Raw genomic sequence first — 21,675 nt, forward strand, 5'->3', positions numbered from 1 at the left:
GCAACTATTTTTTAGCGAGAGAGATTTCAATTGTAACTGGAGTTCCGCGCGGGGGAATTTTAGTCTGATTGGCTTCGAATAGAAGATTTCCTTCACCCGATGCCGAACTGGCGATATTGACATCGATGATTGCAGTTGGAAAGTTGGCAACACAGATTAAGTCTCCACTTTCTGCATGGTAATATTTTTCCCCAGTTGCTTCGTCTGTTGAAAAACCGCTACCTGCAAAAATCCAGTCTGCTTTCATCGTCCGAGGTTGGCTTTCATCATAGAACTTGTTAATTGCAGCTCGAAACTGTTTCTGTCTCGATTTAGCAAGGAAGGCATCTCGTTCTTTTTTGGACATCTGCCCAAACCAAATCAGTTCCTTGTATTTCTCATCATATCGTAGCTCACTTTTTTTATCGATGACCACTCCTTCAGGGAGCTGATCAAGTTTGGCTGTGAAATAACGATTCGTTGCAGTACGAACCCAACTCTGGGCAGGCTCACGGTGCAACTTACCTTGTTTATCTTTCCACTGCAGGAAAATACTCAATTTCTGTCCCTTAGGAGGCTGGAACTTCGGACTAAATTTAACAGGAGTCCCAACCTTGGCTCCAATAGCAATTAAACCTGCATGAATGGCCTTTGCGCTTGAATCAATCGAAAGGATTGATTCGTGCTCCTTGGTCTGTTTTTTGCAACACAACATCTCCAATACGCCTTCCTGGAGGCAAACTTTTGTCCTTAATAACAAACGTTTGCCTTCCAGGTCCAGAAGTACGGTCTTTTGTTTATTAAGGGCGACTAGACCGTCATCTTGTTTATTCGTTTTCTTTTTGGATTCTGAATTTGCTTTGGGAGTATTCTTTTTGACGGGATCAGCAGCATTAAGATATTGCATGGTCGTTAAACCAGACACCACCACCAGACATGGTAACCACAAAGAACTAAACTGTTTCATTAATCTTTCCAAATAATTCGGGATTAAGAGTGTCTCTTTTACACTAGTATTCTATGTGGTTTGGCGTTTATGTCTGTACCAAATCAGCAAGAATTAGGAGATCTTCTGTGAAGAAATGAGATCTGTCAACCAATCCACATAATCAGCAACAATCTGGTCGCGATTTGGTTCAAATTCCAGAGTGTGTCGTGCGTTAGGATATTGGACCAATTTTTTTTGACGAGTCGGAAATTTCTCAAAATAGGCTTCGGTAGCAGAATTATCGACAATCTGATCCTGCCCTGAAAGCATAAAGAGTACGGGGCACTTAATGCCTTCTGCAGCCTGTTCTGTGATTCGATCTAACTCCCGATTTGCGAGCAGAAACGATACAGTGACTTGGTGTAATGCCAGAGGATCATTTTTGATAAAATTTTGGTAGTACTCTTCACCTGTGAATAAAGCAGGCTCTTTTAATGGAATTTCGATCTTTTTTCGATTAATTCTGATTTGTTGTGCCAGCTTCAACTGAATATTTTGAAAAACCGTTGGTTTGACAAGCGTTTTGATTCCAGGATAAAGTAACGCGAGTCCATCAATTAAATCAGGCCGTAATGCGGCGACGACCACTGCCAATTTCGCTCCCCAACTCATCGCTTGCAGAATGAGTGGCCCCTTATGATTTGAATGTTTTTGTTGCGAACGTCTTTTTGTCAGCAGTTGAATCACATCGTTTACTAAACGCTGCCAATGTGAGGCGTATCCTCTATCACTAGAGTTTAAGCCCGAGCCGCGGCGATCAAAAAAACAAATCTGGTAACCAGCATCACATAATTTTCTACAAGAATATTCATACCATCCAGAGTGACTCTGAATACCATGTAAAACAACCAGTGTTCCGTTTGGCGGCTCTGCTGAGGGTGACCAGACACGTCCCTGCAAGCGATAATTATCTGAAGCGACAAATTCTTGTATTAGAGGATCGGTCATAATTTTAAACGAGCATCGTTTCTAAAACACGCGCATAACCACCGAAAGTCCCCTGATCAAACAATACAAACCGAACCAATTCTAATTCATCGGATGATTCCAATTTCATTGCCACAGTTCGTAATGCAATTTCAGCCGCTAAGTCCACGGGATAACGATAAACGCCAGTACTGATTGATGGAAAAGCCAATGTTTTACACTGATGCTTCTCAGCCAGAGAAAGACATGTTTGGTAAGCTGACTCGAGTAACTGACTCTCTTTTTTGCTACCACCCTGCCAGATTGGCCCGACCGCATGGAAGATATACTGAGATGTCAATTTTCCGCCTGAAGTCACAACGGCACTACCTGTAGGGCAACCATCGGGATAACGTTGTCTCAGCTCTTTCATAATTTCAGGTCCTGCAGCATCATGAATTGCGCCATCAACGCCTCCACCACCGGCCAACTGAGAATTTGCAGCATTGACAATGATATCCAACTGCTGAGTTGTAATATCTCCCAGAACTAACTCAATACGGGCAGAGCCAAACTGTACGATCATAGGTTCACGATCTATGATAGAGAATCACAAAACGCCAAAAAACAGATCTTGATGTTTTTTGTTTAGTTGAAAATACTACAGACAGTATAAAATATCAGGGGCTCTGTTCAAAGGGCACTCTAAAACACATCCATGCAACGATTGTGAATTATAACACCGTGATAAAAGTCAGCCTTCTAATTCCTACCCTTGATCAATCTGGTGCTGAAAAACAACTTGCTTTGCTAGCGACCACATTGCCGCGTGATGAATTTGAAGTGCAGGTAATTGCTCTGACAAGGGGGGGGCCCTATGAGCGTCTACTCAAAGAAAACCATATTCCCGTGAAGATCTTGAATAAACGTTTCAGATTTGACCCGTTTGCTTATCGGGCCTTAAAAAAAACGTTACAGAGTCAGCAACCAGACATACTCCATACGTGGTTATTTGCTGCGAATTCTTATGGCAGGATGGCTGTCAAACACTTACCGTCTTCACAAAAACGCCCGAAAGTGATCGTTTCTGAACGCTGTATTGATTCCTGGAAAAGTAATTGGCAAAACAAAGTAGATCGCAGCTTACTTCCTCAGACTTCGTTACTGGTAGGTAATTCTCAAGGTGTAATCGACTTTTACCGCGAAAAAGGTGTCCCGGAATCAATTTTGCGAGTCGTCCATAACGGCATCCCGAGTGCCAATAGCACAGTTTGTGAAACAACCCGATGTCAATTGTTTAAGGAGCAAAATTTACCCGAGAATGCTCGTTTGATTGCTTTTGTCGGTCGGCTGGCTCGACAGAAACGGGTTGAAGATCTGCTCTGGGCTGTGGAATTATTAAGACAAATGAATGAAAACGTCATTTTACTTGTCATAGGCGATGGTCCCGAACGAGCAAAATTAGAACAATTGGCTCACAAATATACGGTGACTCCCAATGTGCGTTTCTTAGGACATCGTAATGATGTGAGTAAATTGCTTCCTTTATTTGAGATATTTCTGCTAGCCAGTGATTTCGAAGGTCAATCGAACAGTATAATGGAAGCGATGTCATATGGGATTCCAGTCATCGCCAGCGATATTCAACCTAACCGAGAATTGGTCGTACACGGTAAAACCGGTTTTTTAACTTCAGTTGGTGATTGTACCGGATTTGCACAATATGCAGAACGCATCCTTGCTGACTCTCAACTGGCAAAAGAAATGGCAAGTGCTTCACAAAAAAGGATGCAAGAAGAATTCAATATCGATAAAATGATACAAGGGTACGCCACTCTTTATCGTGAAGTGCTTAAATAGTTTCCGCCACTCTTTGCTTCTCTTTTATCTTTAAATATCACTTAGAACCAAATTCATGTGTGGAATTACCGGAACCGCGTGGACAACACGGGAAAAAAACATCTTGCCAGATGTGCTAAAGCGCATGACTAATGTGCTCGAACATCGTGGTCCTGATGATACAGGTGGCTATCATTCCGATGTTTCCGGCAAGTCATTTCTCTTTAATGATGAAAGAGCCTATGCAAACTTCAATCCTACATCTGATACCGGGGCAGCCTTAGGGCATCGGCGACTTTCCATTATCGATCTGGGAACGGGTCATCAACCACTGTCCAACGAAGATGGCTCTGTCTGGATCGTTTTTAATGGGGAAATTTACAACTACCTGGAGCTTAGAAACGAACTTGTTCAACAGGGGCATCAATTCCAAACAGAAACTGATACAGAAGTTATCGTTCATCTATATGAAGAGCAGGGGATAACTTGTGTCGAACGTTTACGTGGCATGTTTGCCTTCGCCATTTGGGATGAACGTCGTGAACGCCTTTTTTTAGCACGCGATCGGATCGGGCAGAAGCCTCTCTTTTATCGAGAACAAGTGGGTAGTCTCAGTTTTGCCAGCGAACTGAAATCATTACTGCAAATGCCCGATGCAAAGAGAACCGTTGATCCCCACGCGATCGACTTATTTCTTGCTTATCAATATGTGCCACACCCCTGGTCGATATTGAAAGGCTATCAAAAACTTCCCCCAGCCCATTATGCAGTATATGAACAGGGAAAATTCACAGTTGAACGCTATTGGACGCCCCCTTATCAGAATCCTGAGTCGAATCCAAACTATCAGTTTCGAACACCACAGCAATGGTCGGAAGCACTACGAACCACATTAACGGAGTCTGTGAAGATTCGTATGCGGAGTGATGTGCCTTTAGGAGCCTTTCTGTCTGGAGGCATCGATTCTACTATCATTGCCGGGTTAATGCAGACTATGTCGGATCGTCCCGTACACACATTTTCCATTGGCTTTCCAGTAAAACAATTTGATGAACGGCACTATGCACGAGAAGCAGCCGAATTATTGGGAACCGAGCATCATGAATATATCGTTGAGCCAGAAGCATTAGAAAGGCTGCCCCTACTGGCCTGGCATTATGATGAACCTTTTGCAGATAGCAGCGCCATTCCGACAATGTATCTCTCGCAAGTCACACGCCAGGAAGTGACTGTTGCCTTGTCTGGCGACGGAGGTGATGAACTATTTGCTGGCTACGATCGCTATCGCGCTGTTGCACTCTCTCAATGGTTTGATCGACTGCCCACAATCCTAAAAAAAATGATGACGGCATCATTGTGGCAAAAATTACCTGCGTCTGTTGAACAAAAATCGTTTCGCCGTCGCGTGAAACGATTTCTCGCAGGTTTAGCAGTCCCTCCCGAACGTCGCTACCTGAAATGGGTTGGTATATTTGATACAGAACGACGTTTAGAGATGTATTCACCGGCGTTTCGCGAGCAGTTGGAAACATTTGATACAGATCAATTTCTACTCAAAGCATATCAACTTTGCTGCGATCGTGATTTTGTTACTCGGACTACAGCAACTGATGTACTCACTTATCTGCCTTGCGATATACTAACAAAGGTCGATATTGCCAGTATGGCGCATAGTCTGGAATGTCGCAGTCCGTTTTTGGACCATCATGTTGCTGAGCTTGCAGCAGCTATGCCTTTAGAATTGAAAATGCAAAACGGACGGGGCAAGAAAATTTTAACCGATACCTTTTCTGATCTCTTACCGGAATCGATTCAGACACGTAAAAAAATGGGATTTGGTGTACCACTCAATGAATGGTTCCGCCACGAATTGAAACCATTACTGTTCGATGTGCTTTTGAGTCAAAGTGCCAAAGATCGACAGATCTTCAATCCGATTCAAGTTGAACAGCTGATTAACGAGCACCTCACTCTGCAATGGGATCATAGTGCCCGTCTGTGGTCGCTGCTTGTATTAGAAATGTGGTTTCAAACGTTTATCGATCCGGTTTCTATTCCCGATCATTTTCCTGAAACTATTTTGGCATAAATAAAATTTATTTGTCTGTTCTGATTAAACATTTCAATAATCCAGAAATGTTTTAGTTGAAATTGACGATTATTTTTGCTGAATCAACGAATCTCTATCTGGTTCTCTATTACTCAGCAGCATAAAATAGAGACAGTTGTATTAATTTTAAACTGAAGCTTTCCTGCCTACATGTTACCTGCCAATCACGAGACCACAATGCGTTACTTATTCACTCTTATACTTTTAGTACTTATTGCTAAACCTGCGATGAGTCAGGTTAGAAAAAACATTCAAAGTACAAACAAAGAAATTATTAAATATGAAGAGTGGCCGCAATGGCGCGGTCCACGCGGAGACGGCACATGGAATGGCCCTCCAATTAAAACAGTTTGGCCCCAGGAGGGGCTCAAGAAATTATGGGAACGAGAAATCGGTGGCGGTTATGGTGGAATATCCGTATCAGGAAGGCGACTTTATGTCATGGATCGCCCTGCTGTTTCAAAAGAAGAACAGAAAAAAGCAGAAGGCGTGCATAGCCATCGCATTCAGCGGAAAGATGTCGAAAGAGTTCTATGCTTTGATGCTCTCTCCGGTCAAAAAATTTGGTCGCATGAATATCCCAGTAAATATAACAAGCTAGATTATGGCAATGGCCCGCGCGTCGCCCCTTCGGTGATTGATGGTTTTGTTTATACATTAGGAACGATGGGTGATGTGTTTTGCCTTTCAGCAGCAACGGGTGATGTGATCTGGAAATCACATCTTGTTAACGATTTTGGTGGTAAAGTTCCCCAATGGGGTTACGCAGCGGCTCCCTATGTGGTCGGTGAACAGGTCATTCTGATGCCCGGTGGAAAAGAGCAGGGGACTGCCATTATCGCTCTGGATCGTCAAACAGGACAAGAACGCTGGCGAACTCTCTCGGACCAGGCAGGCTATGCGACTCCCCTTTTAGTGCAACATCAAGGCCACGACCAACTGATCGTCTGGTCTCCCAACCACATTCACAGTGTCGCTCCTCAGACAGGACAGCACTTATGGTCGGTTCCTTACAAAGTGACTTACGGTGTGGCCATTGCCAGCCCCATTGAAAAAGAGGGTCTCATTTTTGTCGCCGGCTATTGGGAAGGATCTAAGGCAATTCAACTGGGGCGGCTACCGCAGGAAGCTAAGCTGAAATGGGAAGATCGCCGTAAATTACGAGGTCTGATGTCACAACCGCTTTACAAGGATGGTTATGCCTATTTGCTTGATAAACAGTTTGGCCTGACCTGTTTTGAGTATCAAACCGGTAAAAAGATCTGGGATGATGGGAAAAAGATGACTCCCGGTAATAGTAGAAATCCTCAGGCGACGCTGGTGTGGCTCAATCAATCATCGCGAGTATTGGTTCTCAATTCAGCGGGAGATTTGATTTTGGCGGAATTAACGCCTGCGGGCTACAAAGAATTGACTCGTACAAACCTAATCGGGAAAACCTGGGCCCATCCTGCGTATGCCGAGAACCGTGTTTATGCACGCAGTAACACAAAATTAGTTGCTTATGAGTTACCAACTGACGAATCCCAATAAAAGCAATCAGGGTGGCCTATAAAATTTTCCTCTAAGTCTATAATATACCTTTCAGGCTTTTCGAGAAATCTTACAAACATTCTAAATACAAGTTGCGTATCTTTAAATTGGCCTGATCCGGTAAGTCGTTATAATTTTTTTCGTTATATTCTCCTTAATATTTTAAGCAACATGAATTCAGCATCGGATAATCACTCCAGAAATAAGACCGAAGGCACTGAATTATTAGGACCGGAAGTCTGGAATTTACCCAATTTGATCACCATTAGTCGACTTGTATTGGCACTGGTTCTGTTTGTGATGATTTATCTGGAAGGTTGGTGGAAGACATCTGCAATACTATTTATCATTGCCGCTGCAACAGACTTTCTGGATGGCTATTTCGCCCGAAAATATAACCAAGTTACAACTCTGGGGCGTATCCTTGATCCTTTTGTCGATAAAATCATCATCTGTGGTGCATTCATTTTTCTACTAGAACGTGGGCCTAGTTCCGGAATCAATGCCTGGTTTGTATTAATTATCATCGGAAGAGAAATGTTCATCACCAGTCTACGTGGTTTTCTAGAACAACATGGACGAGATTTTTCTGCGAGTTGGAGCGGTAAAATTAAAATGGGAGTACAATGTATTGCAGTGATCTTCAGCCTGCTTTCCTTAAGCCCTGAGTCTCCATTTAATACATCCAGCTTTATACTGCTTCGAGATATTTCTATCTGGTCAGCCGCAATTATCACCATCTATAGTGGCATTGATTATGTTTTGCGAGCAGCTCGAATGCTCCGGCAGTCACCTCTCAGATAAATCTCATTTCCAAAGTAAGTCAGAGATTATTTAACTTCGAATCTCAAGTTTTCTTTACTTCGATGATTCATTTACAAAATTCATCGGAATCAAGGAGAATTACGACTCAACTTAGTCGAGTTGAAAGTATAAAATATGACAATTCGATCATTTAAATATCTATTTTTTAGATCCAGGCTTATGTCAGACGCAAACAATTCACAACTTCCATCTGATCATATCATTATCGTTCAACCAAGTGACTACCAGACAGAAGTCAAGAATTTTTCTCCCCGCAATCCAGCTCCGCAGCCGCATATGCCTGCATCGCGTAGTAAGCTACCACTCATTCTTTTTATTCTTACATGTATGAGTACATTTATTGTTGGTGGGTATGGTCATAGACCTTTTGTCCCCGTACCTGCCGAGTTCATTGAATTATTCAAATATATACAAGGAATTGGTTGGGGGCATTTTCTATCGAATGGATTTAATTATGCCGGACCTGTCATGCTGATACTGTTATCACATGAAATGGGACATTACTTACAATCAAGACGATATGGTATTCCTGCCACGCGTCCCATTTTTATTCCGATGCCGATGAGCCCTTTTGGCACGATGGGTGCTGTTATCCTGCAACGTGGAGGGATTGCCAACCGAAAACAAATGTTTGATATCGCCGTTTCAGGCCCGCTTGCTGGGCTCGTCTTCGCAATTCCATTTGCTTACTGGGGAACTCTTAATTCAACGATCAGCACTACAAGTCATCTGGCAGGAAGTTACAGTTACGGAGAACCATTAATCTTACAATGGATGATCACACTGGTTCATGGACCACTTGCAGAAAATCAGGAAGTTGTGTTAAATCCAATGTTATTTGCTGGTTGGGTTGGCATCTTTATCACTGCATTAAACTTGCTTCCGATTGGCCAGCTTGATGGAGGTCACATTCTCTATACACTCATTGGCAAAAAAGCGAACTTTGTAGCACGATTATTTTTGATCACCGCAATTATCTACATGACTTACAATCAGGAGTTTGGATATTCTCTATTGATCCTTTTACTAGTCTTTTTTGGTATCACTCATCCTCCTACAGCCGACGACTCAGTCCCTTTGGGAACAACGCGTATCATAGTAGGTTGGCTCACGCTTGCATTTTTTATCATCGGCTTTACCGTCACACCGATTATTTTTCATTAAAGCGAATACTCTGGTTCTGAATTAAGCCTAAAATAAAATCATTTGAGCTTACTCAGAATTTGCTCTGCGCGAAAGACAATCTCCAGATCTTTATTTTTGATGGCTTTCTGCAACTGGTTTTGTGCTGCTTTTCCATACTCCTCAAGCTTTTTTTGCGCCGCTTCGCGCTGCTCCCAGTTTGTGTCTCCCAATTGGACAATTAATTGATCAATCCGTTTTTGTAACGCAGGATCAACATCCAACATGATTACAATTGCGACCCGACGGACAACGTCCGGAAAAGGAGTAATTTCAATTGGCATAATTTTGTCAAGGTATCCTTCATCCATGCAATACACGATAGTCGCCTGATCTTTACGAAACGCATGCTGCTTCAGAATATTCAATACGTGTGTTATTTCTGGTTTTCCCAGACCTAATTCTTTTAGTTTTTTCTCCCAGACACTCAGGATATTTTCTTGGGGAAGTGATGTGTTTTCAGAATAAGGAACTTTGATTGCGGGAACATTTTTCGTTACTGGAGCTTTTGCTTTCGATTTGTCTGACGACTTGGCTTTTGGTTTTGCCAATGCAGGAAGTGCACCAAGCGCTCGTAACTGGCCACCTATTGCAGCTAACTGGTTTGCTTTTTTTTCTTTCGCTTTAGTTTTCAGGTTTTCTTCCGAGAGTGGGTCCACAACTTTCGGCTTCACTGCTTTGTTCGATTTGATATCTGGGTTCTTCTTTTCTTTCTTAACACCGGGTATCTGTTCAATCGAGGCTAACTTCCAACCCTCTTTTTCCACTGATGGCTGAAAAATCGTTACGTGTTGTAATGGAACGGCTTGGCTATTCTGAATTTGAAACATCCCATCTTTCGACTGACTCAGAACAATGCGTGGCACATGATTTAGTTCGACATCATATAAAATAAAGCGTTCCGTCTTGTCGAGACCTTTCACAAACAGTCGCTCACTGTTTTGCAAATGGTGAAGCCAATGTTGTTCGGCCAAGTTCATGCTGGGATCAGCATGTTTTAACAAATTTTGCGATCGCCAGTAAATTCGTTTTGATTGAATTCGCGCTGTTGGCCAATGCGACAAAAATCGACCCGCAGGAAATTCAATGAGTACATCAATATCTTTTACAGCCGGGCCTTCAAATGTGATAAGACCTAATGGCGCAGGCATACTACCTTCACTTGAGTCTGCACTCAATCTGCGAGATAACATATACCCTGGAGTTGTAGAGCGAAACAAAGCAGCATCATTCAGTTTTTTACCATGCGCTGAAACAAGAAACACATTGACATCCCGGACGATCAATTGAGAATTTTTCTGTTTCTTTTTCTCTGGTTCACCAGCTACCAGTTTGTTTATGCTCAAAAAACAGCAAACAATACAGACAGTCAGTATCAACTGCAAACATTTACTCAGGGGGTCCAAACAAAGCTGTGATCTAAGTTGTAGTATTTTCATATTTGAATAGAGATGATTCATAAAACAGTCTTCGTTTAATTTTTAACAGCTGTCAATTCTTTTGGAGTTGCTCGGATTAACTTGGGGTCCCCCCAAACAAAGCGGTCTCCCACATTCTGCCCTTTTCCGAAGTCAACAGTCAAAGTTAATGTTTCGCAACCGGTGATATCCAGGCTGAGCGGTTCCTGCTTAGTTGTAATCGTAAATTCTTTCTTTTCATAAATCGTTTTACCATCAGCAGTAATCGTTACATCCACATTGCCAAGGTGCCCTGAACCATTTTGGAGTCCAATCGTTGAGTGAAATCGTTCAAAATTCTTTCCCAATGAATAAACCAACTTGGTTCTGGAATGTACACACAAGCCTTTCTGAAATACTTTCTTACCAATCTGAAGTGGAAGACCTGAGAACGACTTATTCACTTGATAGGGATAAGTCTGATTGAAAAAAGGAACCTGTTCAACAGACTGAGGAACTAACTCTGTTAACGGAACTGAGCGCGCATTTACCGTTTTAATCCCTGTAATGTTGTCTTTGGAAACCGTGAGCTGATTTCCCCAGGGCATCTTAATGATAACATTCGATCCTTTATCGAGAGTCACTTCTCCTGGAATTTTCGAAGCCCCAGTCAAGTTGACTACACTTTGTAATAAAAGAGAGGACTCATTTTTGAACCGGTTTTTATGCAGAACTAACCCTACTATTCGATCTAGGCTCACTTCTCGTTCCTGTCCCTGGTACCTAAAAAGCAAATTCTGTTCTTTTACCCCGATCACTTCACCTGAAACACGGTGCACATTGCCATCTTTCGTCAATACATATGCAGAATCTTCCGTCTTGGACTCGTCCTTTCGATCTGCTCTCCAGTTTTTTTTCTTATTAGTCTGGATCTTCCAAAGTTCGTGAAGTGCACTTGGCTTTAATGCAACATCGATTTCCTTATCAGCCACTTGGAATCGGAAAGTCACTTCGTCTTTGGTCCATGCTGTGATATTTCCCGTCAATTTACCCTGTTGCGAAAAAGTGATGCGCCAGCCAGAGTCGTTCTTACTTTTAGCTTGTTTGGTAAGTTCTCTGGGATAAGCACCAATATAAAACTTCGCTTTACTGTTTTTATCTGTTTCAATATAAAATGTATATTCTCCATCTTTTGTAATGCGGAGTAATCCTTCGTAAACAAAACCAAAGTGGATCGCGCTGCGGCGTGTTAGTAATGCGAGACGAGGAACTGTTCCATATTTTTTAACGGGAATATGCATCAAATCATGAATGGACTTTACTTCTTTGGGCGGCTTCCACTCCATTAACTGATAAGCAATACTTGACTCTGCTTTCTTGACTGTTATTGGCAGACGATATCCCTCTTTATCGATTTGGTAGTTTTGAGGATGAATTGCCCGAATTTCATCATTGACACGATATAACATTCCCTGTGGCACAACAGCTTTTTTTATGTTGGGTCCTGACATCGAAATATTTAGTTTTGCAAATCCCACGGTATGATAGTAGGGAAGAGTGAAACGATGAAAACCTTTCCTCAGTTTTACTTTTCCAGATCGGGGACCTTTTGAATAGCTAGGTTTTTCTCCATCAATCAATAATTGACTAAGATCCTTCGGCAGGGCTGGTTGTATAAAATCATAGGACGTCACATCAAATATATTTATTTTTTTTGATGATTTACCTACTTGAACCGTCAAAGCCTTAGAATCAATCGAACGGATTTCGCCTGAGATTTTCTTCCCGTCATAAAGTATGATCTGATCCGCTAAAGCTGAAGAACAAATGGAAATAAACAGAGTGTATCCCACGATAGGAATCAGGCGACTAATTTGACTCAGCGAAATCTTTAAAAACATTGAATTACTCTTGTCTCTCAGAAGAGGTTTTATTTTTTTCTACTGCTTGATTACGTGCTAAACGACGAAAATAATCTGTGAGAATATCTTCATAGCCTGGAGGAAACCCTTCTGTACGAGACTGAAGTATTTTCTCGCGTTGTTTGGGAGTGAGATCTGCCCAATTTCTTCCTTTTTTATCAGGCGCTTTCAATTTTCCTTGACCGCCAGGACCTCCTGCCAATGTAGAGGAATTTGCGGGACGGGTCGGATTCGAACCTGCTCCTCCACCACCTTTACATGATTTTTCCAACATTTCAATTAATGTGTCCAGACGCGTAATAATACGTGGTTGTGTTGTCTTCACAGGCTGCTTCGTTTGCCCTTTATCAAAATCATTGATCACAGACTTCACATCAGTTTGAATATTCTTGAATGGGTCTTTTAACCAGGCATCATCACGAACCAGTGATAATAGGTCTTGCTTTGGCGGTAGTTGAACCGGCAATCCCTTTCCAGATGCTACTTTTGGTTTGGCCGCTTCGATGGCACCTGTAGCTGGTTTCGAATCTTTTTCTTCACCAAATGCACTCTGATTAATGAACACAAAGTTTAGGAAACACAAAATCGAGAAAGTGAGGCATGTAAATGTGACTGGCATCTTTAAAGTTGATCGATTCATTATTGACCTCCTGACAGACAATGAGGACAGGTCAGACTATGTAACCGTCCGGTGATCGTGTCGATTTCTTTTTGGCGAATTAAAAGCAGGTCGAGTCGCTCTTTTGACGCTGTTTTTGAGACTTTTTTCTGATCGATGAGTTTATCCAGATTTTCAGTACGCTGATGAACTGAATACTGCATCCAGCGCAACATCTTTACTTCCGCCAATAATTTGTTTTTATTACCTTTGCAACCTTTGCATTGACCACCTTGTTTATTAGATGGTCGAGAAGCTTCGATCATTGCATCAAGTAATGCTTGAAGGTCTTCTTCAATTTGTCGTTGATCGGTAATCATTTCTTTATCGGCCTGGCTGCGAAGTAAGCCTTCATTGACCAATTCCATTTGTTCTCGCACGGCCCCTAAAGCAACTGGCAATACCATACTAAAGCGTGTTAATTCACAAAGCTCAATTGATTCTGAACAGAGGTTGATAATCTTTTCTTCAGAATTCGATAACCGTCTGACAGAAACGAGTGCTTGTTTCTGCTTTTGGGCAACTCGGTTCTGCAATTTGGTCGTGACCTGACGGACCTGTTTTTGCTGAGTAATCATGTCTTGTAATTGGTCCATCACCCGTTGCCGTGCAAGTGATTCAACTTCTTTACGAAGCTGTTCTTCAAGTTTTTTCGTTTCCTTTTCCGCATTGCTAAGTTGTTCGATCGCCTTTTTTTGTTCTTTAGAAGCGGGCTTTGGTTTTGACTCTCCTAATTTTTTACAAGCACCACCCATACATTTGCCAGCACCCGCGAGTGATTGGCAAATACCTTTGGATGCAGCCCCATACTCACGGAGTAATTGTTCCAAATTTTCAGCAGATTTCTGATTTCGTTGTTCGCTGGTTTTAAGAGCTGCGAGGTTTTTCTTATTATCTTTTTTTGCTTGTTGATCTAGCGTATTTGAAAGCTGTAATTCTTCTTTTTTGAGTAGCTTACTAAGTGTCTCTCGCGATTCAATCAACTTCCTTAACTGCTCCAGTTTCAATTCCAATCCAATATCCGCAGTTAACAGCAGTTTCTTGAGTTCTTCCAGTAATACCAGAATCTCCTTCTGTTCTTTACTGGCTTGGTCTAATTTCAGATCATCTAACAACTTCGATGCCTCACCCATACGATCCAAAATTAGATGTTCCCGTGCTTTGCGGAGACCCATTAAAAGCCGCGCTGCATCTTCTGGTTGTGAGTCACGAATTAGCTTGGAGAGTCGGAACATGCGTTCTTCCAGTTCTCCCATATGTGCTTTCGCTTTTTCCTGCTCAAATTGGATCCGCTGCTGCGGAGGAACTTTCACCTTACTTGTTTTACTCGAAGATTTTGAAGTTGTTTCTGCTTTTTCTGCAGCATTGACGGATGCAATGAGTCCAATTGCCACCACGGTTAGCATTAGCCCTAAACAATTGAATGTTTGTTTCTTCCACATATCCCGCGTCTCCCTAACAGGTGGTTTATTAAAACCGAATGGTAATCAGCCGGAAACCGACTGCCTGTAATCTTGTTTTACTTATCAAAAATGGAATCGACCTGTTTCTTCTTCAGTTCTTCAGTTTTTTCTTTGACGAGTTGTTCCAGCTTAATAACGGCGTTTAATTGATTCACAACGTCGATAAAGCTATCCCACTGCGCCATATTGTTTAATATTTTATCCAATGACTTTAAAATTTCGTCCTGTTTAGTCGTCATTTGCTCCATTGATTCAGGAGTTTGACTCCGCAATGTTTCGAGTGCCTGTCTTTGCTGTTCCATTTCGCGTTGATGCAAGTCCTCTAGTGGTTTCAGTACTGTTTGTGATATCAACTGATATGTTTCTTCGCCTCCGAGTTGATTCAGTTTCATTTCATCTACAGACCCATTCAAAGCATGACTAACCTGTCCGACTTCACGGCGTGCCAATTGGTGCATTCGCATCCAATCAGCGGCCTGTTCCAGACTGGTTGCCAGTTTCAATTGGTCTCGTAAAGCCTCTGCTTGATCTCGTGTCTTTCGAAGGCGCGATCGTAGTTGTTGTTGACGCAACAAAATTTCCCGAAAAAGTTCTTCCGGTTTCACTATCCGAAAGACTAACTGCCTCGAACTTGTTTTTTGTACTCCGGTATAACAATTATCTTCTGCATGGCTTTGAAAGGTGATTACCGCCCCTGGGTTCAATTTCATCTCTGCTATCGAAACCTGTTTTTCTTCATCAATTACGGTTTCCACTGCGGGTTCTGCAGGACCATACACAGGGTATTTACTTTTAGCTTCTGGTTTCGACTGGTCTGTACTTTTTGTTCCTCCAAACTCCAGATCTTCTGCCTTTGGTGTTACTTCTTGATCCGTTGTAGACGTAGCTCCCAATAGAGGAATCATCGACGTCATATGAACCAAACGAATTCCAAAATCATCTTGGGCAATCAGGGAAAATGGAATGGTCGCTTTTGCTGTTATACGCTGTCGTACTCCTGAATAGCGAAAACTCAATCGAGGACTACGATCCGGCTGCACTCCAATGGAAACAGGTCTTGGATGCGAATTGATGTCGTGTTCCGCAGACTGCAATATCAACTTGAAATTTACGGGCTTCTTATGAGACCATTTTGTCTTAAAATGCGTGTCGTCTGTTTTCACCCATTGTAACGAAACGTTCTCAGAATCAACGTCAATATGGCGTACTTTCACGTTTGTGGTTAATTCCAGTGTCACTTTTGAATGCGGCAGTAATCTCACATTTCCCTCACTGGCAGAGAAATGAGACACAAATGGTTCTGATAAACGAGGATGCGTCGCTATAATCTTCAAATCCGTTATTCGGGGACGGTCAATAGGAATAATTTGAAATGATTCCGTCTCATCATCACCTCCCCAGGCATACGCTTCGACCGGAAGTTGTAAAGGAGGAAGTTCATATCGAAAATCGCCAGTCTGAAAGCGATTCATCGTGATGGTTTCGCTCTCTCCATCGTCGCTCTGAATATGTAGCCACACACTTTCCGTCGTTTCTCCTGTATCATTTGCACGGATTTGCAAAGTTGCTGTTTCCCCTCTTGGAATCACCCATTGCCCCTCTTCCAACCCCACAACAGTCAATTGAGTATCGCGTGGCCATGGTTCATTTGAACCAAGCAGCCAGCGTTGTCCCCACAACCTGGCTGTATCTGGAAGGGCAAGAACAAAACAGGCAGGCAGCAGAAATGTAATCAGCAAAGCCAACAGACAATTTCTGGTATGGCGTGGATCAATCGATTCCTGAAATGGATAATGACTGAGTTGCTGATAATTGTGCTGCACGGCTTGTTCGATCATCGGCAGCGACTGTTCTCTTTCCATCAAATGATTCGGCAGTTGTAATACACTGGCCACACGTGGGGCAATTGCCTGTTCAGCTGGCACTTTCTTTGATTGGTCAATCAAATTTGCAATTTCAATCGGCGAAAGCGATACTTGCAGAGGCAGAAAAAAATAGCGGTATATCAGATAACCAACGGCGCTTAATCCCACAAGAAAATAGAGCACACGTGTTACCAGGCTCAGTTCCAGCCACCAATCAAATAACAAAGAGAAACAAGCTAGCGCTAAAATGGCTATTAGTACTCGAGCGGTTGCTTCGAGGATCGTATGACGGCGTAATGAACCAGCGACGACTTCCAGTTTTTGAGAAATCGTATTTTGGAACGATTTGAATTCATCAGGCCGTTCAATGCTGGACATAACATTAACTCCAGAGGTTGCTCATTTGAGACCTACCTAAATGAGGCGACACCACTTCCTCATAATCCACTCGGTAACCAGTAAACCAAAAATCAAAATATAAAACAGGGGAGCATCCCAGATTTCCTGTCGTTGCTCAAGCAAGCGGGAGACCTGCTTGATTTTAAAGGCATCAACAATCTCATTTGCTTCAGACAGTTGATAAACACGGCCTCCTGTAGAAACCGCCATTGTCTGTAAAAATGCTTCATCCAATGCGGGGTTCTCCAGCTCTTTATTGGGAAATTCCACTTTAATCGGAAGCGTAGCAGTTTTTACTGTTGCTCCAGCGGCTTCGTCTCCTAACCAGACTCGGACAAAATATGTTCCAGGCTGAGGTACCGGAAAGGTTGCAGAAAATTCGCCAGCTTTGTTTCCCGCGGTTAATGTCAAAGGAATTGGCTGATCATCACCCCGTTCGACATCACCATACAATCTTTGCAGGCCAGGCTCCATTTGTGATTCATCCAGAAAACGGGCAATGATCTTCGCCTGACTGCCGGGCTGATACGTTGCCTGAGGTGTCGAAAGTCGAAACGGGTAATTTCCACCCAGTTGTTTGCTGCGGCCAGCTCGATCAATCACACGTGCCCAGAATCCATCAAAAAACTGTTCGTCCAGATAACGCCAACGATAGGTACTGTCAAAGCCAATAAAAATTGACCAACCAGGTCCCACACGCTGTGAGGCAATCAACACTTCCTGACCATATTCATTCCGCATACGGGGATCTGCGTGAACAGCTAGTACGGTTGCCCCGGGTTTTGCTTTTGTGACAGGAAAATGCCAATACATACCAGGCAGGTTATTTAAAACTTCTTCGTTTGCTTGACGATCACTAGAAAATGTAAATATGGGATCCTGAAATCCCTGATCGGTCACATCTAATTTCCAGGGAGAGCGGGCACTCAAGCGAATTTGTACCTGAGAACGGAACAGCCCCGGTTCTCGGATCACAGGCAGTAGATTCAACCAGCCTAAAGAAGGATCCGATTGACGATCAAACATTTGTGCTGTCTGCATTTCTCCTGCGATATAAACAAGACCTCCGCCTGCTTTCGTGACAAAATTACTTAATAATTCTGGGAAATTTACTGGCCACTGCGTGGGATCAGGATCGTACAAGATCACACAGTCATAATCGTTGAGCTCTGCCTGAGTGACCGGCAAACGACGAATGGGTAAATCGCCTGGATGTTCATATGTTTTGTCAGCAGCCATCAGCCAGGATGATAAATTGATCTGTCGATCTCGGAGAAACGTATTGCGTAAAAATTGAACTTCCGGAAAGGTAGAACCGGCAATAAACAGTACATTCAATCGCTGGCGGATCACACGTACTTCAGCAGATGCGAGATTATCATCCTGTGAGATTTCCGGCCCCGCGTCCATGATCTTAGCACGAAATTCGAGTTTCCCTGTTTTTGTCTCACTAAATTCATAATTTCGAGGCTGTAACGATCCTTCCAAGTTCAACACGATGTCTTCGCGTGAAAATTCCTGCCAGGGACCACCATTTCTGCGTTGTTCAATTAATAAAGTCGCTGGCTCTGACTCCATTCCCCGTGACTCAATGTGAATCGTCAACTGATTTGTATCTTGTACAAAAACGACCGGGCTCACTTCCACCTGACTAATTGCCACGTTCCTGGGACCATCGGTGGTTCCGACACCAACAGTCACAAGGGGAACTCCTTCGTCTGACAACATCTGCAATACTTCTTCGGGAGGCTCACCAGCTGTCGACTGTCCATCGCTTACCAATAGGACGCCCGATAAAGGCATTCCCGTATAGGACAACAGTGCCTGTCTGAGTGAACTGGCTATCGCAGTGGCATTGCCAGCAGCATTCCATTCCTCAGAAAGTTTCAATGATTCGGGATTAAACTTATCTGAAAATTCGTGCAAATGAACTGTGCGTGTTCCCTCCGCAGAAAGCGATTTGAGAAATGACTCATTAATCAGTTTCTTAGTGAGTTCTATTCGATTCATATTTCGCAACGTATCTGTGTCTGCAGACATTCCCAACTTACGTGACACTTCAGTCGCTTTTGCTTCGTCTTTCCACGCGTCTTTTAACGACATCGAATGTGAGGTGTCCAACAGGACCAACAAATGCGAAGGGATTTTTTCCTCTTTGCTTAGCACCAGTATCGGTTCCAGCAACATTGCAATCACTAAGAAGACAATCGAAATGCGAATGGTATAAAGCAGAGTGCGGCGAAGGAGTGGAACTTGCTGTGCATCACGTTTATAAAGCCACCAGCCACCGACAGATAGCACTAACATTGCCAATATCAAGAGCAGCATCCAGTCACCTGAAGGAAGACCGACCCATTGGGCGGACCAGTGTCCTCCTTCGGTCCAGGACGAAGACTGAATGCCAAATAAAAATTCCAGAAACTTATTCAATTTTAAATCTCTCAGTTTAACGCCTTCGACCAATCCAAGTCGCCAGCATACTTTCCGATATGAGGCAACCCAGCAATAGAACTGCCAGATAACGCCATAATTCTGTGCCATCAGTAGAAAGATCCATCTCTTTCCCCTGATAACGGATCAGCTTTAAGGGCATTCGTCCTAAAAACTGTTGTAATGCCTGCTCATTTAATTTCTTTTGAAGCGAATCTTCTACATTGGCGTTGATAGCAAATTTCTGTGACTGTTCACCAAGTTGTGGCGTCTGCCATGTCGCTTCAGCTACTCCTGAAAATCGAATAGCGGGAGAGCTTAACATCGTTTTTGTTTCATCGATGTTTCCAAATGTAATTTCGAGTGAACTTGCCTCTCTGTCTAGCCAATTTAAGTCCCCTGATTGAGGTACTGTGACCGTTTCCAATTCGTAATTAATAGGCTCCCCAGCAATCAGGTTTTCACCACGCTGAATATCCGCGGCAATCTGTTGTGCTGCCACACGCATAGCCAAAACAAAGCTGGCTTCCGCTGGCCAATCGCTCCAGCTTTTGTCAGCTGTGATCGTCCAGAAGATAACACGGCCTTCACCAAAGCGTTTTTCAAGCACAGCTGGAGATTGTTGCGCATCGTTCCAGCGCGCCAGAACCCGCACTTGTTGCTGGTCTGTACCTGGGTCGAGAGAAACATCAGCAAAACGACGCGGACGTACTCTGCTCAAAAGTTCTGGTGTCAAACTTTTTAAGGTTTCAATTGGTGAATCGGCAATCGGTTCGATGACCAGTCCCTGTGTTTGTAAATCTCGTATTTTATCAATTTGAGCTGGCAACAGTCCTCTGCCGCCTTTGAAGAGCCGTTCGTTGTAAAGCTCCAGATCGAGTTGATCACCGGCAAAGATCATCAACCCTGTACCTAGTGAAACCAGCTCTTCCAATTCCTGCACGCGTTCTTTCGACAATTGATCGACATTTGCCAGTACGATCAAGTCTGGTGCAGTCATCAGCTGTGACTTCCAATTCGAACTTTCTGCTTGAGTCACTTGCCAATTTGAATTCCCTGCAGAAAGAGCCAATGCCAGAAAATCGGTCTCACCTTCAAATGGATTCAGTCCGGGTTCGCCATCGACTAGCACAACATCAACCATTTGGCGCACATTGATAATTTTTCGTTGCGTGTTGTCCTCCAGTAACTTATCGGCGGGAATGCTAAGAGTCACGACATGCTGTCCAGCCTGATCAAAACGTACGCTGACAGGGACATTGACTGTTTTATCAGCAGGGATTTCCGGTAATGTTACGGGAGTGACATTACCATCCACGGTTAAAAGCGCCTGACCTGACTTGAGTGGTTCTTCACCCGCATTTTGGATCACCGCCGTTAATTTGAATTCTTGATCTACCAGTGCAATACGACTTTCTGATTCCAAAGAGTGTAATACTCGATTTCCAGCAGGTTCTTCTCCAATATCAATAAATCTTACGGTGACTTGCTCCTGCGACCAGCGATCAAATAAGTCGCGTACTTCCAAAGTCCAGCCAGCGGCCCATAAATCTGAGATGACAATGACTTCTTTGACAGGAAACGTGGATTCCTGCAATTGACGATCAATATCTTCCAATGTTGAGATCCACTGGCTGCCCATCTGGCAATTTGATAGCTCGTTGATCCGTGAGATCACTTTGTTACTCTCGTTTTCTTCCAAGTGTGCCATGCGAACCAGGGGTTGGCTTGGATTTGACGCCAGGACGACGGAAACAGAGTCCTGTGGACCTAATTGATTCAACACTTGCCGTGCTGCGTTTTTTGCTCGCTCAAAGGCAGATTGATCACTATTTTGATAAGACATACTGAGTGAATCATCAATCACAATCACACGACTGGCACGACCTTCTACTGATAAGAAGCCAGCTAAATTCGTTCCTGAACTGATCGGACGAGCGACAGCCAAAAACAGCGCGAGCACAGCTAACGTCCGGAGAGCCAACAAGAGCCATTGTTCGATTCGCAATCGACGTTTATTTGTCTTTAATGTCAGCTTCAGATATTCCATCGGCGCCCAATCCACGCGAATAAACCGTCGCCGGTTTAACAGGTGAATAATGATGGGAGCAGTTGCTAAAACCGTTCCCGCCAATAATAAAGGGGCCAGAAAATGCATGAATTGATTTCAATCTTTCTT

General features: G+C 43.2%; 15 protein-coding genes. 5 read left to right on the forward strand and 10 right to left on the reverse strand.

The window, feature by feature from the left end; genetic code table 11:
• Nucleotides 1-4: 4 nt before the first annotated feature.
• The 3 genes from V202x_RS22270 to V202x_RS22280 all read right to left on the reverse strand — a co-directional run bounded on the left by V202x_RS22270 (nucleotide 5) and on the right by V202x_RS22280 (nucleotide 2,459).
• Nucleotides 5-946 (reverse strand): YdjY domain-containing protein, encoded by a 942-nt coding sequence (locus V202x_RS22270; protein WP_197993042.1) that lies wholly within the window; start codon nucleotides 944-946, stop codon nucleotides 5-7.
• Nucleotides 947-1,039: 93 nt separating this feature from the next.
• Nucleotides 1,040-1,915, reverse strand: a complete 876-nt coding sequence (locus V202x_RS22275; RefSeq protein ID WP_145179038.1) for an alpha/beta hydrolase — start codon at nucleotides 1,913-1,915, stop codon at nucleotides 1,040-1,042.
• A 4-nt stretch (nucleotides 1,916-1,919) separates the two neighbouring features.
• Entirely contained in the window at nucleotides 1,920-2,459 is a 540-nt protein-coding gene (locus V202x_RS22280; RefSeq protein ID WP_145179039.1) for an O-acetyl-ADP-ribose deacetylase, read from the reverse strand.
• Between the two features lie 158 nt (nucleotides 2,460-2,617).
• Between V202x_RS22280 and V202x_RS22285 the strand changes: the two genes are divergently transcribed.
• The 5 genes from V202x_RS22285 (at nucleotide 2,618) to V202x_RS22305 (ending at nucleotide 9,344) form a co-directional block, all read left to right on the forward strand.
• The gene (locus V202x_RS22285) at nucleotides 2,618-3,733 is read left to right on the forward strand and encodes a glycosyltransferase (protein ID WP_232098640.1); all 1,116 of its coding nucleotides are present in this window, start codon (nucleotides 2,618-2,620) and stop codon (nucleotides 3,731-3,733) included.
• Nucleotides 3,734-3,788: 55 nt separating this feature from the next.
• Nucleotides 3,789-5,801, forward strand: a complete 2,013-nt coding sequence (asnB, locus tag V202x_RS22290) for an asparagine synthase (glutamine-hydrolyzing) (protein ID WP_145179041.1) — start codon at nucleotides 3,789-3,791, stop codon at nucleotides 5,799-5,801.
• Between the two features lie 198 nt (nucleotides 5,802-5,999).
• Nucleotides 6,000-7,355, forward strand: coding sequence for a PQQ-binding-like beta-propeller repeat protein (locus tag V202x_RS22295; protein WP_197993043.1), 1,356 nt, complete (start codon nucleotides 6,000-6,002; stop codon nucleotides 7,353-7,355).
• Nucleotides 7,356-7,526: 171 nt separating this feature from the next.
• On the forward strand, nucleotides 7,527-8,159 hold the full coding sequence (gene pgsA / locus V202x_RS22300) for a CDP-diacylglycerol--glycerol-3-phosphate 3-phosphatidyltransferase (protein WP_145179043.1): 633 nt from the start codon (nucleotides 7,527-7,529) through the stop codon (nucleotides 8,157-8,159).
• 180 nt (nucleotides 8,160-8,339) lie between these two features.
• The gene (locus V202x_RS22305) at nucleotides 8,340-9,344 is read left to right on the forward strand and encodes a site-2 protease family protein (RefSeq protein WP_197993044.1); all 1,005 of its coding nucleotides are present in this window, start codon (nucleotides 8,340-8,342) and stop codon (nucleotides 9,342-9,344) included.
• 38 nt (nucleotides 9,345-9,382) lie between these two features.
• On the opposite strand, the gene V202x_RS22310 is transcribed toward V202x_RS22305, so the two are convergent.
• From V202x_RS22310 to V202x_RS22340, 7 genes are all read right to left on the reverse strand, one after another.
• Nucleotides 9,383-10,708, reverse strand: a complete 1,326-nt coding sequence (locus V202x_RS22310; protein WP_145179045.1) for a hypothetical protein — start codon at nucleotides 10,706-10,708, stop codon at nucleotides 9,383-9,385.
• A gap of 128 nt (nucleotides 10,709-10,836) precedes the next feature.
• Nucleotides 10,837-12,660, reverse strand: coding sequence for an NPCBM/NEW2 domain-containing protein (locus tag V202x_RS22315; protein WP_145179046.1), 1,824 nt, complete (start codon nucleotides 12,658-12,660; stop codon nucleotides 10,837-10,839).
• A 4-nt stretch (nucleotides 12,661-12,664) separates the two neighbouring features.
• Entirely contained in the window at nucleotides 12,665-13,321 is a 657-nt protein-coding gene (locus V202x_RS22320) for a hypothetical protein (protein ID WP_145179047.1), read from the reverse strand.
• The gene (locus V202x_RS22325; RefSeq protein WP_145179048.1) at nucleotides 13,321-14,781 is read right to left on the reverse strand and encodes a hypothetical protein; all 1,461 of its coding nucleotides are present in this window, start codon (nucleotides 14,779-14,781) and stop codon (nucleotides 13,321-13,323) included. The genes V202x_RS22320 and V202x_RS22325 overlap by 1 nt, the downstream gene beginning before the upstream one ends.
• A gap of 77 nt (nucleotides 14,782-14,858) precedes the next feature.
• Nucleotides 14,859-17,045 (reverse strand): hypothetical protein, encoded by a 2,187-nt coding sequence (locus tag V202x_RS22330; RefSeq protein WP_145179049.1) that lies wholly within the window; start codon nucleotides 17,043-17,045, stop codon nucleotides 14,859-14,861.
• A gap of 36 nt (nucleotides 17,046-17,081) precedes the next feature.
• A complete protein-coding gene (locus V202x_RS22335; protein ID WP_145179050.1) occupies nucleotides 17,082-19,607 on the reverse strand; it encodes a vWA domain-containing protein in 2,526 nt (841 codons plus the stop codon).
• Complete coding sequence (locus V202x_RS22340) at nucleotides 19,513-21,654, reverse strand: BatA domain-containing protein (RefSeq protein ID WP_145179051.1); 2,142 nt, start codon at nucleotides 21,652-21,654, stop codon at nucleotides 19,513-19,515. Before V202x_RS22340 ends, V202x_RS22335 begins: the two co-directional genes overlap by 95 nt.
• Nucleotides 21,655-21,675: the final 21 nt, after the last annotated feature.

Origin of the sequence: Gimesia aquarii (genome assembly GCF_007748175.1) — a bacterium.
In the GTDB taxonomy this organism is placed as follows: Bacteria; Planctomycetota; Planctomycetia; order Planctomycetales; family Planctomycetaceae; genus Gimesia; species Gimesia aquarii_A.

Coding starts and splice junctions, on each gene's coding strand:
- V202x_RS22270 (WP_197993042.1), bottom strand. CDS start 946: ATGAAACAGTTTAGTTCTTTGTGGTTACCATGTCTGGTGGTGGTGTCT.
- V202x_RS22275 (WP_145179038.1), bottom strand. CDS start 1,915: ATGACCGATCCTCTAATACAAGAATTTGTCGCTTCAGATAATTATCGC.
- V202x_RS22280 (WP_145179039.1), bottom strand. CDS start 2,459: ATGATCGTACAGTTTGGCTCTGCCCGTATTGAGTTAGTTCTGGGAGAT.
- asnB (WP_145179041.1), top strand. CDS start 3,789: ATGTGTGGAATTACCGGAACCGCGTGGACAACACGGGAAAAAAACATC.
- V202x_RS22295 (WP_197993043.1), top strand. CDS start 6,000: ATGCGTTACTTATTCACTCTTATACTTTTAGTACTTATTGCTAAACCT.
- pgsA (WP_145179043.1), top strand. CDS start 7,527: ATGAATTCAGCATCGGATAATCACTCCAGAAATAAGACCGAAGGCACT.
- V202x_RS22305 (WP_197993044.1), top strand. CDS start 8,340: ATGTCAGACGCAAACAATTCACAACTTCCATCTGATCATATCATTATC.
- V202x_RS22315 (WP_145179046.1), bottom strand. CDS start 12,660: ATGTTTTTAAAGATTTCGCTGAGTCAAATTAGTCGCCTGATTCCTATC.
- V202x_RS22320 (WP_145179047.1), bottom strand. CDS start 13,321: ATGAATCGATCAACTTTAAAGATGCCAGTCACATTTACATGCCTCACT.
- V202x_RS22325 (WP_145179048.1), bottom strand. CDS start 14,781: ATGTGGAAGAAACAAACATTCAATTGTTTAGGGCTAATGCTAACCGTG.
- V202x_RS22330 (WP_145179049.1), bottom strand. CDS start 17,045: ATGTCCAGCATTGAACGGCCTGATGAATTCAAATCGTTCCAAAATACG.
- V202x_RS22335 (WP_145179050.1), bottom strand. CDS start 19,607: ATGGCACAGAATTATGGCGTTATCTGGCAGTTCTATTGCTGGGTTGCC.
- V202x_RS22340 (WP_145179051.1), bottom strand. CDS start 21,654: ATGCATTTTCTGGCCCCTTTATTATTGGCGGGAACGGTTTTAGCAACT.